This is a genomic window from Armatimonas sp., assembly GCF_964826245.1.
In genome coordinates, this window is record NZ_CBAYMC010000009.1 from 21,960 (window position 1) to 36,630 (window position 14,671).

Below are 14,671 nucleotides of genomic sequence, written 5' to 3' on the forward strand. Positions count from 1 at the left end.
CGTGGCAATTGAGCTGGCTCCCTCACTGCTGGCAGCAGATCATGCTCGCTTCGGTCAGCAGGCCCAAGAGGCACTGGCAACTGGCGAGACATGGCTCCATGTAGACGTCATGGACGGGCGCTTTGTGCCGAATCTGAGCTTTGGGGCCGAGGTGGTTCGTGCCCTGCGCCCGCTCTGCCCAGCAGCCTTTTTTGATGTTCACTTGATGGTGGTGGAGCCCGAGCGCTACATCGAGCCCTTTGCTGCCGCAGGAGCACACGCCATCACGGTGCACCAAGAGGCAACAGCTCACCTGCAGCGGACACTGGCCGCGATTCGTGAGGCGGGCTGTCTGGCAGGAGTGGCGCTCAATCCCGCAACCTCGCCGGAGATCCTGCGCTACGTTTTAGAAGATCTGGACCTAGTGCTGGTGATGACGGTCAATCCGGGGTTTGGTGGCCAGGCGTTTCTTCCCATTGCAGCCCGCAAAGTCGGGGAGCTTGCCAGGCTGCGCGCCGAGACAGGGGCCACGTTCAAGATCAGCGTAGATGGTAGTGTGAATGTCAAGACCGCGCCAGGGCTGGCTCGCGATGGGGCAGATGTACTCGTGGCGGGCTCGGCGGTCTTCAATCACGCTGCGGGTGTTGCTGCGGGCATCGCGGCGCTTCGGGAGGTCGTGGGGCCATGAGTCTGACGGTCGTTTTTGGCGTCTTGCTAGTGGTTGCCATCGCGTTGACCATCCTCTTCTACTCCCGTGGCTACGGGGCACTCTCCCCACGCTCGCGCCTCTACCGCACCGCAGGAATGGCGATGCTCTGCCTCTTTTTGGTACTCTTGACCATCTTTATGGGACGAGAGTTCGTAGGCCGTGTGGGCCTGCTTCAGAAGCTTGCTCTTCTTATCTCCATTTACTGCCTGGGAATTAGCCTGCCGTGTATTGCACTTCTGGATGCTCTTGAGTCCTTTGTGACCGTGCGTAAAGCGGAGCGCCAGGTGATCCAGCAAGCGATTCAGCAGACGATAGAAGAGGCTCAGAAGCAGCGCAATGCCCAGTGATGAGGATGTTTTCTGGATGCGGCGGGCGCTGCGGCTAACCAATCGGGTGAAAACTCATCCCAGCCCTGGGGTGGGAGCAGTGGTTGTCAAAGCTGGCAAACTCATCAGTGAGGGCTGGACGTACAGCACCCCAAAAGTGCACGCGGAGGCGATGGCGCTGCGCCTTGCCGGGGAGCGGGCGCGTGGTGCTACACTTTATACTACCCTGGAGCCCTGCTCACACTGGCAGCGCCCTGATGGCTCCGAGCGCACGCCGTGTACCCATCACTGTACTCAGGCGGGTATTGTGAGGGTGGTGGCGGCGACGCTTGATTCTAACCCTCAGGTGAGCGGGGAAGGCTTTGCGCAGCTGGAAGCTGCCGGAGTCGCGCTCACGGTTGGCGTTTGTGAGGAGCAGGCAAAGGAAGCACATCGGGCGTTTCTGAAGCACCAGCGTACAGGCATGCCCTATGTCACGCACAAAGCCGCGATGACGCTCGACGGCAAGCTTGCCGCGAGCCATGCTGCGCCGCTTGCGATCACCAGCGAGCCTGCCCGCCGCGCCGTGCACCGCCTGCGTGCCAAGTCTGATGCGGTGATTGTCGGGGTGGGGACGGTTCTCGCCGATGATCCTGAGCTGACGGTTCGGCTGGTGCGTGGCACCAGTCCTACTCCGGTGATCTTTGACTCAATGCTTCGCACACCCCAGAGCGCAAAGCTCAACCGCCCCGGCACGCTGATCCTCACCTGCCAGCAGGCGACAGCTAGCCAGGGCTGGGATGCGGAGCTTATCACACTCCCCGCCGACGAGTCGGGGCGGGTCTCTGTGGCGGTTGCGCGTGCGGTTCTGGCGGAGCGCGGCCTGCTCGACGTGTTGTTGGAGTCAGGTGGGGCGCTGGCGGCGGCCTTTCATGCCGCGCTGGCCGTAGACCGCTGCCTTTTCTTTCTCGCTCCCAAGCTGATTGGGGGAGCCCACGCTCCCACTCCTCTGGATGGCCCTGGCTTGCCTACTCTAATTGCCCTGGAGAGCCTTCGTGTTCGTCGCTACGGCCCCGATATAGCCCTCGAAGGCAAGCTACTCCGCTAAAAGTGAGCAACCACGAAGTACGGCACCGGGGGCGCGGCCTAGGAGCTGAAAGCCACCGCGCTCGTCCCATATCCCCATGTCCTCAGTCTGAATGGCCAAAACAGAGTTGTAGTTTGCCAGATCGTAGTGGGCCAGTAGGCCCAGCTGACCAGGCGCAGTATCGGTTCCGGTGACGGGATCAAGAATGCGTGTCTTGAGCCACGGAGGCGCGAGCTTAGGGCCATCTACGCCTTGGCTATAGAACTGGCTCGCCAGCTCACTCATCCCATACTCGGAGTAGCAGTGCGTTGGGGAAACTCCGAGGCGCTCGGTGAAGAGTTCGTAAAGCTCAGACTTCTCGACCTCGCGGCTGCGGCCTTTGAAGCCTCCGGTTTCGATCACCACAGAGCCTTCTGGAAGCACAAGATGCGTATTGGGATCTGCATCGAAGAAGTTTACCCAGGCAAAGGCGGTTCCAAAGTAACAGGTGGGGTGTCGCAAGATCTGGAGTGTTTTGGGCGTGGCGAACGTCGCACCAAGTGCCTCCAGCATGAACGAGAGCGACGAGTGTGGCGCTTCATCGGGTGAGGGCATGAGGGCCATAATTCCCGCCTCACACTTGGGGATGGCGTGCGCATAGCCTTCCTTGAGCGAGGCTTTGTAGAGCTCCAGAGCCTTGGCGCTCATAAAATGGCGGCTGGTCTCGCTGCTTGTGGTGCCTGAGGAGTGAAAGACTTTCACGCACGCGCTCTCCGGGACACACGTGAGGGGGAAGCGCTTGAAGGCGGCGGCAGGGGCAGCGGGAATCTCCTGCCAGCGCGTGACGGTGGCTGGAGTCTGACCGCGTCCATTGCAGAAGCGCTGGTAGGGGAGGTTGTGCGTGTACTGGTAGGCAAAGAGCCGCAGCGCGAGCGAATCAAAGTCGCCTGTGCTGGTCTGGATAAAGGCAGTAAGGTCGCTGGAGAGACTCATGGGAGAGCCTCGTAGAGAGTCAGAGTGCCGTCGGTGCGCACGAGGAGTAGGAAGGCTCCATCGGGCGTGGAGATTGTCTGCTGAATCGGTGCTCTGGTAGGGAGCGTGAGCCGCCAGCGCGTCTTACCCTCCTGATCGAGGACAAACAACGCCCGCTCGCCGTCCAGAACCGTCGTGCGCTCGCCCTGTGCGGAAAGAGCGACGAGCCGGGGGGCGAAAAAACGCCCGCCTTTTTCATCGCCCCGGGCGGTTCCATCACGGTTGAGTAGCAGCAATCGCTTGGTCTCGTCACCGCGTCCCGTCATGGTCACGTAGCTCAGCGCGACTCGCTGGCCATCCGCTGAGACAATCGCCTGAGCCCGAGTTCCGGGGATGCGTTTCTCCCAGAGCCGTACCCCCGACTCCATATCGTAGCCCGTTAGCTCCAGATCGCGCTCATCACGTCGTGGGCCGTGTCCCGAGAGGCTAATTGCGGTGGCGCCATCGGCGGAGATCTGAACCTCTTGCCAGCGGGCGGTATCGGAGTCGCCGTAGGCCCAGCCCCCGAGCCTGCGAACCCCTGCGGGTAGCCAGGTTCCGGTAAGAGCCGCAGAGCCATCGGTGGAGACCGCAAGACTATCGGGCACAGCGCTGAGCTTCCAGACAAGGGGAGGTTGAGTACTCAGCAGAGAGACGGCGAGAATCTGATGGGCGCTGGTACCAAAAAAAGCCTTGTTGCCATCGGGAGTGGCGACCAAGCTCCAGAGCGTTCCTGGCAGGGCAAAGGCATATGTCTGCGTGGTAGCAGGCCCCAGTATCCAGGCTTTCTTCACAGAGGGGTTGTACAGAGCTCCCACCAGTACCCGCCTTCCCCGCACTGCCACAACACGGTTTGCTAGCGAGAGAGGCGCGGCTGTCCAGAGGGTAATCCCTGTCTGTGGTTCCAGAAGCTGGACTTGTTTTTGCTCATCTAACAAGGCCACAGCACCATCTGGGGCAAGACTGAGGCTCCGTATGCGGGGGAACAGGCGTGTCCAGCGCTCTTTCCAGCGGGGACGGTTATCGCCAATGGTGAGCAGGGGCTCGGGAGTCGTGTTGGTGGGCGGGGCTTTTGGTCGTGGTGTGCTGGGGGGGCGTAAGGGGGACTGCATTAGGTGCTCTCTAGAAACGCCCGGTGTAGAGTCGTATCCTCGGTGAGCTCGGGATGAAAGGCGGAGGCGAGCCAGTTTTTCTGGCGTACCAGCACGACTTTATCTTCGTAGCGGGCAAGTGGCTCGACAGCTGGCCCCCACTCACTGACATAGGGCGCTCGAATAAAGACCCCGTGCACCCGGCCCAGCGGTGAGTCCAGATCAGCCTCAAACGAGTCTCTCTGTCGCCCAAAGGCATTGCGAGCCACACCCATATCCATCAGGCCCAGTAGCGGCTGACCGCCGCGCTTCTCACCTTCCGTGATGCGACTCGCGAGTAAGATCATCCCCGCACAGGTTCCCCAGATCGGTTTTTCAAAAGCACGAATTGCCGTATCCAGGCCGAAGCGCTTGAGCAGGTAGCCCATCGTGGTACTCTCACCACCGGGCAAGATCAGGGCATCCGCTGTTGCCAGCTCTTGAATGCTGCGCACCTCAAAGCCCTCGCCCCCTGCGGCATTGACCGCCTTGATATGCGCCTCAAAGTCGCCCTGTAGTGCCAGAACTCCTACTCGCTTACGTGCCATTTTTTATTTTTTTCCAGTCTACCAGTGCGTCTCTCACGTTTTGAAAGGCGAGCTCTCGACTCTCCGGGAGGGTATCGGGGGAAAACCAGTCTAGCTCCGCCATATCATCGGATGCTTGTGCTTTGCCACCCATAACTCTACACAGGTAGAAGATATTGAGGGTGTGCTCATGGGGATCATCACCGTACTGGTCCATGTAAAATCCTAGTAATTTTACCGGATCTACTAATAACCCCGTCTCTTCCCAAAGCTCGCGCTTCATGCCCGCTTCAGGATGCTCACCCGGCTCCAGAAAACCGCCAGGTAGATCCCAGAGTCCCTTGGAGGGCTCGATGCCACGTCGTCCGAGGAGCACGCGGCCCTGAGCATCTTCCACTACGCCCCCAGCGGTAGGTCGGGAGTTGTTCCAGTAGAGAAAGCCACAGGAGTCGCACATCCGGCGCTCCGCGTCTGTATCAGACGGGAAGCGCCGGGTCTGAAGCTCGGTGCGGCACCGTGGGCAGAAGCTATAGTGCCGGAACATCTAAGCGACTACCAGCCGCGCTTGTCGAAGCGCTCGACATCGGGGATGGTGCGGATGTCAATGCCGACCATTGGCTCGCCTAGGTTCTCCGAGATCTCGGCGAGCTTGGCGTAGTCTTTGTAGTAGAGAACCGCGTCCACGATGCGCTTGGCACGCTCCGCGGGATCGCCGGACTTGAAGATGCCACTGCCCACAAAGACCGTCTCCGCGCCCAGATGCATCATCAGAGCCGCATCCGCCGGGGTTGCCACGCCGCCTGCGGAGAAGTTTGGCACCGGGAGCCGACCGGTTTTGGCCACTTCCAGAACCAGCTCGTAGGGGGCCTGTAGCTCTTTTGCCTCGTTCATCAGCTCGGCTTCGTCCATAGACTGGATCTTGCGAATGCCGCCCATGAGCGCACGCATGTGGCGCACGGCCTCGACCACGTTGCCGGTTCCTGCCTCGCCCTTGGTGCGGATCATCGCCGCGCCCTCTCCAATGCGACGGAGCGCCTCACCCAGATTCCGGCAGCCACAGACAAATGGGACGCTAAAGTCGTGCTTGTGGATGTGAAATTGCTCATCTGCAGGGGTCAGTACCTCGGACTCGTCAATAAAGTCCACGCCCAGGGCCTCTAAGATACGCGCCTCGATAATATGCCCGATACGTGCTTTTGCCATCACGGGAATGGTGACGGCGGCCATGATCTCTTTGATCATTCTGGGATCGCTCATGCGTGCCACGCCACCGTCTTTGCGAATATCGGCAGGGACGCGCTCCAGGGCCATTACGGCGACGGCCCCTGCTTCTTGTGCGATCACGGCTTGCTCCGCGTTGACCACGTCCATGATCACGCCGCCCTTGAGCATCTCCGCAAGCCCGAGCTTAGTAGCCCAGGTAGATTTTTCTGTCATTGTTGTTAAATTTCCTCGTTCTTGATTCTACCGCGCTGGATACAACACAATCAACTATGATATAATTCCTGCGCTTTCCCAAGTTTCTTCGGAGATGCTCCCAGGTCGTTCAACGGCAGGACAGAGGTTTTTGGTGCCTTTAATTGGGGTTCGAATCCCTGCCTGGGAATTATTTTTTGTCTCATGAAAAATGGGTCGGCTTTTGTGACTTTGGTCCCTTGCTAGAAAACACTGGGTCTACCTAAAATAGAGAGCATGAGATACCGTCTGCTACGCACACTCTGTCGGTGGCTGGCACACCTGCTTTTTATCTTTCATGGTGGTTTTCGTGTGACGGGCAATGCGTCAGTGCCTCAAAAAGGCGGTGTCTTGATCTGCCCGAACCATGTTTGCGATGCCGATCCTCCCGCTATCGGAGCGGCTTTAGATCGCGAGGCATGGTTTATGGCCAAGTCCGAGCTTTTCTCCATGCCCATCCTGCGCTGTCTTCTTCCTGCGGTGCATGCCTTTCCTATCCGACGCGACTCTGCCGACCGTGCTGCACTGTCTCGCGCCGAAGAGCTACTGAGAGCGGGCGAGGCGGTTGTGATCTTCCCGGAGGGGGGGGGCAATGTTGAAGGCACGCTCCAGCCCCTGCATCCTGGAGCACTGTTGCTGGCCTTGCGCACGAAAGTCCCCGTGGTTCCCGTGGCACTGTTTCACACCAATAAAGTCGTACCCTATGGTGCCACACGTCCCCAAAAATCTTCTGAGCCCGTGCGCGTCGAGTTTGGCGAACCGCTAGACTTCTCCGATCTCCATGGCAAAAAAGGCGCGGTGGACGAAGCGACAAAGCGCCTCACCGAGCGCCTTGCTCAGATGCTAGGGCAGCCCATCCCTGAAGGAAAACCGCAAAAACACGACTGAAATTTTGGAGGGGGTGCAACTTTTCCGGGTATAGTGGTTCTATCTAGTGATGAGGTTTCGAAATATGACAAATACAATGCGTTTTGGAGTTTTAGGACTTGCTGCGACGGGGCTAGCAGGTTGTACACAGCCGCGCCCTGTAGTGATGGCACCACCGGTTGCGCCGCCCCAACCCGCCATGGCGGCTCCTGTTTCTAACGGCGAGGTCTACAACTGGCGTGATGTGCCCGCCGGTCAGCAGGTTCCGATCACGCGTGCTGTGTTTGACCAAGGAGGCTACCAGCTCTACGCTGCCTCAGGCGAGACCATTGCGGTTCCCTTTGAGAACCAGAACATGTACGTCATGAAGTTCGGCAGAACCAGCGGCCAGATGTACTTTATCAACGAGAACAACACCACCCCGACCCTTTATGTTCGTGAAGGTGCCTTTTTGGAAAATGCTGCGGCTCAGGGAGCTAAGTGGTATCCCTTCCCTCAGAACTATGCTTACACGCAGCCCGTTTATCTGGGGGTGGCACCATCCTGGTCTGCCTACACGGGAATGGGCTGGTACCCTGGAATGACCTACTACGGAGGCTACTATAGTACAAGTCCCTGGGTTTCGGGGATGGCCTTTGGGGCTATGGTCGGAATGATGGCCAATATCGGGGGACGACCCTACTACGGCTGGAATAGCTACAGTACCTACTACCGCTCTAACCCTACCAATCGTGTGCTGATCAACAATAGCCGTAGCAACTTTAATTACTCGTCGGTAGGCCGTCGTAGCCCTTCAGCGGGCTCGTTCAGCCGCTCATCGGGTGGTACAGGCTCGTTTGGTGGGCGCTCCACAGCGGGCACACGCCCTGGTGGCAGTGGCTTCAGTGCCTCACGTCCTAGCTTTGGTGGTGGCTCGCGTCCTAGCTTTGGTGGTGGCTCCAGCGGCTCGCGTCCTAGCTTTGGGAGCGGCTCGCGTCCTAGCTTTGGTGGCGGCTCGTCGGCAAGCCGTCCTAGCTTTGGCTCAGGTAGCTCGGGCTTCTCCAGTAGTCGCCCTTCTGGTGGCAGTAGCTTTGGTGGGGGGCGTAGCTCGGGTGGTAGCTTTGGCGGAGGTCGTAGCTCGTTTGGAGGAGGCCGCCGCCGTTGAGAAATGAGTTTATTTTTAGCACGGGAGGCGACTGGGACACGACTAGTCTGACGAGCGGGGGCTACTCTATCGAGGCAGCCCAGCTCTATGTCGAGCTCCGGGCAGGACGAGACGACTGGGGTGATGAAGTGGAGGGTGGAATCTGGGAAGGGGCGGAGCTAACCGCCCTGATCCGGCCCGCGGAAGATCCGATGGCACCCTACGACATCTTTCCCGGACGTATCACCATGGAGTTTCCTGGCTACACGATCATCATGGAGAACCAGCACCCGATGGTAGATATGCGCCACTTGCGCATCTGGTTCAATGGTGAGGACATCACGGATCGCGTGGTGGACATCGTGGTAGATATTAATGCCGTGGATAGCTTCGTGCAGGCCTATGCCAGTGTCTATAAATCACGGTTTCTGCTACGTGATGAAGTGATTACGTACAATATTTTGTAAGAGAGAGTTCTGTAGAGATGTCAAACCGACCTTCCGCCGCCCAAGTGGCGGGACTGGATACCAACCTCACTTGGATCGTCTACGAGTCTGATAGCGCCGATGGCCTGCATGTTTTGCATAATGGCCAAGCGATTCTCACGGGCTCTATTGAGAGTATCTCCGTAGACATTGATAGCGAAAAAGGTACCGTGACGGCGATTCTGGTGCGCAGAGAAGGCAATAACATTAGCCTCTTTCCGGGCTCTATTGAGATCATCGCCAAAGAAAAGCGCCTCTCTCTCTCTGCAGTGGAGGCCAATAACCTCGAGGGACTCTACTTTGGGATAGGGTTGCGCCCAGACGGTACGAGCGACCAAGTGCAGGGAGTGAAGAGCCTGCGAGTTGTCCTAACACCAGGGCTGGCCAGTGCAAAGCTCACCTGGAGCGAAGACAGCACTGAAGAAACGATCTTTTAGTTTTCGGTGCCGTGTAGCGCTTCCAAGGCGACATGGGGCCTAGCTCCAGCAGCAGCCAGGCTGTCGTCCTGGCGGAAACTAGGAACCCGAGATCTAGGAGGGAGCGAGTGCGGAGATGTACTCACTCGCCGCCTCACGGATACGCTCGGAGGGATGCCGATCCAGGAGCTCTTGGGCTTGAGGGCGTAAGTTCGTGTCTCGCAGGGTCGCTAGCACGAGGAGCGCACAGGCAACAAAGCCCGCATCGGCGCTACGAAATACCGCACGGCGGAGATAGGCCCGCTGAGGTTCGTCTAGGAAGACCAACTCTTGAGGCGTACGACGGGCCAGAAGCCGGGTGAAAGTCACAAAGAGGGCTTCCTGAAGCTCGAACGTCATTCGGTTTGCCTTACGGTGCAGGTTACGGCGGCCCTCCAGACGAGGAAGTTTCTCCAGTGCCTCCCCCAGAGAGAAAAGCTCGGGGAGAATATCCTGGGGAGCCCCCAAAAAGGCGTCTTGGAGCTTTACTCCCTGATTCACCCACTCTTCCGAGAGAGATGTCTCAAGCCACCACAGATACTTATCCCAGCGCCGTCGCCGAGCTTCCTGACAAGTCCTCCGAGTAAACTCGGGGAGCTGTTGCTGGAACCAGGAGAGATCGTCTGTCTGCGGACGAGGCTGCATCATAGGACTTTAGTATACCCACGATAAATCTCTAGACATCAAAAAAGGCTTGCGCGAGGCGCTCTCCTTCGGGAGTGAGGCGGTAGTTTTTTGCCTCGACGGTGGCGATTCCTGCTGCGACGATCTCCCGTAGGTGGTGGTAGAGCGAGCCAGTGGCAAGCCCGACAGTTTCCCCCAGCTGGGGAGGTGTCTGTGGACCTTTTGTTAAAAGTGTCTCGATCAGCTTGGCACGAGAGATCGGGGAGAAGGCGCTGGCTTTTCGTGCCACTTGCTCCGCACTAGAGCTCGTTTCTGAGCGGACTATGCTCCGCGAGGATACTTTAAGGGCCTCAATCTCTTCCCGAAGTACTGCGAGCTCACCCAGCACTTCTGCTAGGTCTGCCTTCCCTTTTTTGTTTTCTTTACCAGATTTGCCTGCCATAGTCCTAAGTTTAACAGAGACTTAATGCCTTTGGTAGGGAATGCGGGATAATAGAGACGCAATGGCCCAAGAAACCATCTTAGTTGTGGACGATGAGCCGACTCTCATCGAGGCGATACGCTATAACCTAAAAGCGCAGGGTTTCACGGTTCTGACGGCAGGGGATGCGGATGAAGCACTCCAGCTCTTCCGGAGCCAGCGCCCTGACCTCATCGTGCTGGATGTGATGCTACCCTCGGGGAGTGGTTTTGATATCTGTCGCCTGATCCGTCAGCAAGGCGAGCGGGTGCCGATTCTGATGCTCACGGCACGCATCGCGGAGAGTGACCGGGTGCAGGGGCTGGAGATTGGGGCGGATGACTATGTGGTCAAGCCCTTTGGGATGCGGGAGCTTGTGGCGCGGATCAAGGCGCTGTTGCGTCGTGCGGGGAGCGAGGGCGACAGCAGTGTCGTCGGGCCACAGCTCGTCTCTGCGGCGCTGGACTTAATCGTGGATTTAGAGAAACATGAGATCACGCTGAAGGGGAAGCCCGTAAAGCTAGCACGAAAAGAGTACGACCTTCTCGTCTTGCTCACGGCGCATCCCGGAAGAGTCTTTGACCGAGCCGCACTGCTGGACCGGGTCTGGGGAACCGGAGAGGTGGTGGAGGAGCGCACGGTGGATGTCCATATCCGCTGGCTACGAGAAAAAATCGAGCCTAGCCCCTCCAGCCCTGAGCATCTGTTAACGGTTCGTGGTGTCGGATACAAGTTCCAGCCATGAGTAAGCGCCTCGAACAGCTCGCGCTTCTCGTGCCAGATGGCCTCCTGCGCGTTAATGACAACAACAAGATTCTTTATGCCAATGAGACGGCGATTGGGTTTCTGACGGCGGATGGCAATGCCAAGCGCGTTGTGGGGCGCTCGCTCCTAGAGGCCACACACCAAAGAGCATTGGTCGAGCTTGTTGAGTCAGCACGTGCGACAAAAAGCCCTCAGGAAGCGGAAGTGCGCTTAGTCAATGGAAAAGAGCGCTTTGTGAAGGCCCGTGTTTTAGGCCTTTCGTCAGGGGAGGCCATGATTCTCTTTTCAGATCAAACGGAGCTAAGTCGGCTACGAACGGTGCGGACCGAGTTTGTGATCAATGTCTCCCATGAGCTGCGCACCCCCCTTGCCTCGATTCGGGCGATGGCGGAGACACTCCAAGATGGAGCACTAAACGACCCTGAGGTCAGTGAGAAGTTTCTGGGAAATATTGTCCGTGAAGTAGATCGCTTGGTGCGCCTCTCCGAAGACCTGACATTTCTGGCACGCTCCGAAACACTGGCTCCCGCACGTGAGCGCTTCGATCTAAGTGACTTGCTCTACGATATGGCGGAGCGTCTGGCCACCTACGCCGCTCGTCGTAAGGTGAAGATTATCCTGCCTGAGGCAATTCCGACTTTGGAGATTGAGGCAGATCGCAGCGAGCTGGAACAAGTTTTTTTTAATTTGTTAGATAATGCCATCAAGTACACCCCATCAGGAGGCAGTGTCGAAATGACAGTGGTGCGAGAGAAGACAAGCCTGACTGTCACGGTTTCCGACACTGGTATTGGGATTCTCAAAGAAGATCTCCCGCGTATTTTCGAGCGTTTTTGGCGAGCGGATCGGGCGCGAAAGTTCCCTGGCGAAGCCGGAACCGCAACGGGGGGAACGGGACTGGGCCTTTCTATCGTAAAGCATATTGTTGAGGCCCATGAAGGAACCATTGTCGCCGATAGCGAATTGGGAAGGGGGTCTCGCTTTACCGTGACACTACCTCTTGCCAAATCGCTATGAATGACCAACCTGTCCCTTTAACTGACCAGCTTGCCAACATCAGCCCCACGATCGTGGTGGCGGTGATTGCGGGCTTCACCTTGCTGCGATTGATGATGTCCAAGCTCCTTCATGAGAGCTGGGCCCGTACCCTCTCCGAGATCTGCGATACGGTCACGTTTGTGCTGGCGCTCGCTTTTCTCTTGATCCGGCCTTTCGTCGCGCAGGCCTTCTATATTCCCTCCGAGAGCATGGTGCCGACCTTGCAGATTGGGGATCGTCTGATCGTGGATAAGATGTCGTTTCGCTTCCACGACCCTGAACGCGGCGATATTCTGGTGTTTGCCGCTCCGCCGGAGGCCACGGGAAGTCCCACTCTGGAGCAGGACTACATCAAGCGCTGTATTGGTCTGCCAGGCGAAAAAGTCGAGATTCGTGGGGCGAAGCTACGGGTTGGCAAAGAAGTCTTTGAGCCACAAGGTGAAGATACCAACGCCGATGTCGCTCATCAGGCGCTTCGTGACCGGCTTGGGATCAGCCGCGAGAAGTCTATCAAGTTCTTCAAGGACTATGTCTTAGTCAATGGTACGGAGAAACTGATGCCGCAAGATATCGCGCAACAGTTTGGCCAGCCGGGTGCCGAGGTGGAGCTCACTCCAGGAGCTGCCGTTATTAATGGCAAGCCGCTAGAGGACACCTACACCAACGAAGACCCTGGCTACAACATGAACGAGCTTGAAGTGCCTCCCAAGTGCTACTTCATGATGGGCGACAACCGTAACCACTCCGCCGACTCTCACGTCTGGGGCAAGCTCGAAGGCCGCCGTATCGTCGGACGGGGTATCGTCACCTTCTGGCCCCTCACCCGCCTAGGACGTCTGCGCTAAAAATCTACTTTTCGACGCGGCAGCGCTCGGCGAGAATAATGCCGCGCAGGTGGTCCACGGCGCTTTCTAGTGAGTCGTTGACCACCGCATAGTTGTAGTGGGGCTTTTGGGCCAGCTCGTTACGGGCATCGAGCAGGCGGACTTTGATCTGGTCCTCTGTCTCGGTGCTACGGGCGCGGAGACGGCGCTCTAGCTCGGCCAGCGATGGGGGCTCTAGGAAAACGAGAATGACGTCTGCGGCTTTTTTTCGTACCGCAATCCCGCCCTGAACGTCTATTTTCAGAATCACATCGTGGCCTAAAGCGCGATTCTTTTCTACCCAAGCGCGGGGGGTGCCGTAGAGGTTACCGCCATTGACGTGGGCGTACTCTAGAAACGCATCTTCGTTTACGAGGCTCTCAAACTCCGTGACAGAGAGAAACTGGTACGGGTTGCCCTCCGACTCTCCAGGGCGCATTGCCCGCGTTGTTGCCGTTACACAGACTTTGACATCAGGCTGGCGCTCGAGAAGCCCTGCAAGAACCGTGTCCTTGCCCACTCCCGACGGCCCGGAGACTACAAATAAATTTCCTTGTCGCACGCCTCTATTGTATCGTGGCGATACAATAGAGGCGTGCATGATGTTTTTGAGGCGCGGCTGGTAGAGCGGTTTCGGCAGGGGGATGCTCGCGCGATGGAGACGCTCTTTGAGCTCTATACCGACCGGGCGCTTGGTCTGGCGATGCGCCTCACGGAGACGCGGGAAGATGCTGAGGAGGTGGCGCAGGAGGCATTTATCCGTGCCTTTCGCAGTGCCCGTCAGCTCACGGGAGGGCATACCCGGCGCTTTGGACCCTGGCTCTTCACGATTGTGCGCTCGATTGCCGCCGACAAGCGTCGCCAGCTTCGGCTCCCAACCCTCTCGCTAGACACACCCGTTGGCGTAGCGCTGGTAAGTTTCTCTCGCACTGAGGATGAGGCACTAGCACGTGCCGAGCGAAAAGCCTTGCTGGATGCTCTGGAGTCGCTACCGGAGGAGCACAAGCTCGTTCTCACTCTCTGTGATCTGGAAGATATCCCCCACGCCGAAGCCGCCGAAGTTCTGGGGCGCTCCGTCGCCGCCACGAAGTCGCTTCTCTATCGGGCCCGTCGTGCCCTACGGGATGCGCTGCTCTCGCTGTAGATAGGCCACAATCGCCTCGATGCTCTCGTCTGCTGTCTGGCCTTCGCTACTCACCCGAATGTCGGGGCTTTCGGGCGCTTCGTATGGATCAGAAACTCCTGTAAAGTGCGCCAGCTCTCCAGCGAGGGCTTTTTTATAGAGACCCTTCACATCCCGCCGCACGAGCTCAGGAAGGCCACAGTCCACGTGTACCTCCACAAAGCCCTCTCCAATCCGCTCCCGTGCCGACGCCCGCGCCTCGGCGTAGGGGGAGATTGCCGCGACAATCACGTTGATGTCGTTGCGTGCTAAAAGCTGCGCCACAAACGCGATCCGCGCGACGTTCGTATCTCGGTCTTCCTTCGAGAATCCCAGCCCCTTGGAAAGATTCTCTCGCACCGCATCGCCATCGAGCACTTCAAGCTTGCTGACGCCCCGCGCCCGCAGCTCCTCGGCCAGCCCCCGCGCAACCGTGGTCTTGCCCGCGCCACTCAAACCGGTTAGCCAGACGACGAAGCTCATTTCTTATGCCTCGCTAGCAGTCGCTTCATAAAGACCTCGTAGCTCAAGCTCAGACCATTCTCTTTGATGGGATCGTGCCCTCCGCGTAGGGCGATTTCTTGGGCGTGCCAGGCCAGCAACTCGGCATGCAGCGTCTCACGCACTTCTGGGTATGTGTTGGCGAC

Annotated in this window: 20 protein-coding genes and 1 tRNA gene; 12 read left to right on the forward strand and 9 right to left on the reverse strand. The window is 58.3% G+C overall.

Annotated features, from left to right (window positions below; all coding sequences use genetic code 11):
- Position 1: 1 nt before the first annotated feature.
- From rpe to ribD, 3 genes are read left to right on the forward strand one after another with little or no spacing between them, the layout of a single operon-like run.
- A complete protein-coding gene (gene rpe / locus AC1XOS_RS02015; RefSeq protein ID WP_481960545.1) occupies positions 2 to 667 on the forward strand; it encodes a ribulose-phosphate 3-epimerase in 666 nt (221 codons plus the stop codon).
- Positions 664 to 1,035 carry a hypothetical protein gene (locus AC1XOS_RS02020; RefSeq protein WP_481960546.1) on the forward strand — a complete coding sequence of 124 codons (372 nt, stop codon included), beginning with the start codon at positions 664 to 666 and terminating at the stop codon, positions 1,033 to 1,035. The genes rpe and AC1XOS_RS02020 overlap by 4 nt, the downstream gene beginning before the upstream one ends.
- Positions 1,025 to 2,101, forward strand: coding sequence for a bifunctional diaminohydroxyphosphoribosylaminopyrimidine deaminase/5-amino-6-(5-phosphoribosylamino)uracil reductase RibD (ribD, locus tag AC1XOS_RS02025; protein ID WP_481960547.1), 1,077 nt, complete (start codon positions 1,025 to 1,027; stop codon positions 2,099 to 2,101). The genes AC1XOS_RS02020 and ribD overlap by 11 nt, the downstream gene beginning before the upstream one ends.
- Here the strand turns inward: ribD and AC1XOS_RS02030 are convergent.
- From AC1XOS_RS02030 to pdxS, 5 genes are read right to left on the reverse strand one after another with little or no spacing between them, the layout of a single operon-like run.
- Positions 2,090 to 3,052, reverse strand: a complete 963-nt coding sequence (locus AC1XOS_RS02030) for a LuxE/PaaK family acyltransferase (RefSeq protein ID WP_481960548.1) — start codon at positions 3,050 to 3,052, stop codon at positions 2,090 to 2,092. The two genes, ribD and AC1XOS_RS02030, sit on opposite strands and share 12 nt — an antisense overlap.
- Positions 3,049 to 4,182, reverse strand: a complete 1,134-nt coding sequence (locus tag AC1XOS_RS02035; protein ID WP_481960549.1) for a hypothetical protein — start codon at positions 4,180 to 4,182, stop codon at positions 3,049 to 3,051. Before AC1XOS_RS02035 ends, AC1XOS_RS02030 begins: the two co-directional genes overlap by 4 nt.
- Positions 4,182 to 4,748, reverse strand: a complete 567-nt coding sequence (pdxT, locus tag AC1XOS_RS02040; protein WP_481960550.1) for a pyridoxal 5'-phosphate synthase glutaminase subunit PdxT — start codon at positions 4,746 to 4,748, stop codon at positions 4,182 to 4,184. The genes AC1XOS_RS02035 and pdxT overlap by 1 nt, the downstream gene beginning before the upstream one ends.
- On the reverse strand, positions 4,738 to 5,271 hold the full coding sequence (locus AC1XOS_RS02045) for an NUDIX hydrolase (RefSeq protein WP_481960551.1): 534 nt from the start codon (positions 5,269 to 5,271) through the stop codon (positions 4,738 to 4,740). The genes pdxT and AC1XOS_RS02045 overlap by 11 nt, the downstream gene beginning before the upstream one ends.
- Positions 5,272 to 5,279: 8 nt before the next feature.
- Complete coding sequence (gene pdxS / locus AC1XOS_RS02050) at positions 5,280 to 6,164, reverse strand: pyridoxal 5'-phosphate synthase lyase subunit PdxS (RefSeq protein ID WP_481960552.1); 885 nt, start codon at positions 6,162 to 6,164, stop codon at positions 5,280 to 5,282.
- Between the two features lie 98 nt (positions 6,165 to 6,262).
- Here pdxS and AC1XOS_RS02055 point away from each other — a divergent pair.
- The 5 genes from AC1XOS_RS02055 to AC1XOS_RS02075 all read left to right on the forward strand — a co-directional run bounded on the left by AC1XOS_RS02055 (position 6,263) and on the right by AC1XOS_RS02075 (position 9,094).
- Positions 6,263 to 6,333 (forward strand) — tRNA-Gln (locus AC1XOS_RS02055).
- A gap of 86 nt (positions 6,334 to 6,419) precedes the next feature.
- The gene (locus AC1XOS_RS02060; RefSeq protein WP_481960553.1) at positions 6,420 to 7,070 is read left to right on the forward strand and encodes a lysophospholipid acyltransferase family protein; all 651 of its coding nucleotides are present in this window, start codon (positions 6,420 to 6,422) and stop codon (positions 7,068 to 7,070) included.
- Between the two features lie 64 nt (positions 7,071 to 7,134).
- On the forward strand, positions 7,135 to 8,193 hold the full coding sequence (locus AC1XOS_RS02065) for a hypothetical protein (RefSeq protein WP_481960554.1): 1,059 nt from the start codon (positions 7,135 to 7,137) through the stop codon (positions 8,191 to 8,193).
- Complete coding sequence (locus AC1XOS_RS02070) at positions 8,190 to 8,639, forward strand: hypothetical protein (protein WP_481960555.1); 450 nt, start codon at positions 8,190 to 8,192, stop codon at positions 8,637 to 8,639. The genes AC1XOS_RS02065 and AC1XOS_RS02070 overlap by 4 nt, the downstream gene beginning before the upstream one ends.
- Positions 8,640 to 8,656: 17 nt before the next feature.
- On the forward strand, positions 8,657 to 9,094 hold the full coding sequence (locus tag AC1XOS_RS02075) for a hypothetical protein (RefSeq protein ID WP_481960556.1): 438 nt from the start codon (positions 8,657 to 8,659) through the stop codon (positions 9,092 to 9,094).
- Positions 9,095 to 9,187: 93 nt separating this feature from the next.
- Here AC1XOS_RS02075 and AC1XOS_RS02080 read toward each other — a convergent pair whose 3' ends face one another.
- A complete protein-coding gene (locus tag AC1XOS_RS02080; protein ID WP_481960557.1) occupies positions 9,188 to 9,760 on the reverse strand; it encodes a hypothetical protein in 573 nt (190 codons plus the stop codon).
- A gap of 28 nt (positions 9,761 to 9,788) precedes the next feature.
- Positions 9,789 to 10,178 carry a hypothetical protein gene (locus AC1XOS_RS02085; RefSeq protein WP_481960558.1) on the reverse strand — a complete coding sequence of 130 codons (390 nt, stop codon included), beginning with the start codon at positions 10,176 to 10,178 and terminating at the stop codon, positions 9,789 to 9,791.
- A gap of 61 nt (positions 10,179 to 10,239) precedes the next feature.
- On the opposite strand from AC1XOS_RS02085, the gene AC1XOS_RS02090 reads away from it, so the two are divergent.
- The 3 genes from AC1XOS_RS02090 to lepB are packed head-to-tail and all read left to right on the forward strand — an operon-like array spanning position 10,240 to position 12,844.
- Positions 10,240 to 10,941: a response regulator gene (locus AC1XOS_RS02090; RefSeq protein WP_481960559.1), complete on the forward strand. Its 702-nt coding sequence runs from the start codon at positions 10,240 to 10,242 to the stop codon at positions 10,939 to 10,941.
- Positions 10,938 to 11,978: a sensor histidine kinase gene (locus tag AC1XOS_RS02095; RefSeq protein ID WP_481960560.1), complete on the forward strand. Its 1,041-nt coding sequence runs from the start codon at positions 10,938 to 10,940 to the stop codon at positions 11,976 to 11,978. Before AC1XOS_RS02090 ends, AC1XOS_RS02095 begins: the two co-directional genes overlap by 4 nt.
- Positions 11,975 to 12,844 carry a signal peptidase I gene (lepB, locus tag AC1XOS_RS02100; protein WP_481960561.1) on the forward strand — a complete coding sequence of 290 codons (870 nt, stop codon included), beginning with the start codon at positions 11,975 to 11,977 and terminating at the stop codon, positions 12,842 to 12,844. Before AC1XOS_RS02095 ends, lepB begins: the two co-directional genes overlap by 4 nt.
- 4 nt (positions 12,845 to 12,848) lie before the next feature.
- Here the strand turns inward: lepB and gmk are convergent, their stop codons facing one another.
- Positions 12,849 to 13,424 (reverse strand): guanylate kinase, encoded by a 576-nt coding sequence (gmk, locus tag AC1XOS_RS02105; RefSeq protein ID WP_481960562.1) that lies wholly within the window; start codon positions 13,422 to 13,424, stop codon positions 12,849 to 12,851.
- Between the two features lie 33 nt (positions 13,425 to 13,457).
- On the opposite strand from gmk, the gene AC1XOS_RS02110 reads away from it, so the two are divergent.
- Positions 13,458 to 14,006 carry an RNA polymerase sigma factor gene (locus AC1XOS_RS02110; protein WP_481960563.1) on the forward strand — a complete coding sequence of 183 codons (549 nt, stop codon included), beginning with the start codon at positions 13,458 to 13,460 and terminating at the stop codon, positions 14,004 to 14,006.
- Here the strand turns inward: AC1XOS_RS02110 and cysC are convergent.
- Positions 13,980 to 14,507: an adenylyl-sulfate kinase gene (gene cysC / locus AC1XOS_RS02115; RefSeq protein WP_481960564.1), complete on the reverse strand. Its 528-nt coding sequence runs from the start codon at positions 14,505 to 14,507 to the stop codon at positions 13,980 to 13,982. The genes AC1XOS_RS02110 and cysC overlap by 27 nt on opposite strands.
- Between the last annotated feature and the right edge of the window lie 164 nt (positions 14,508 to 14,671).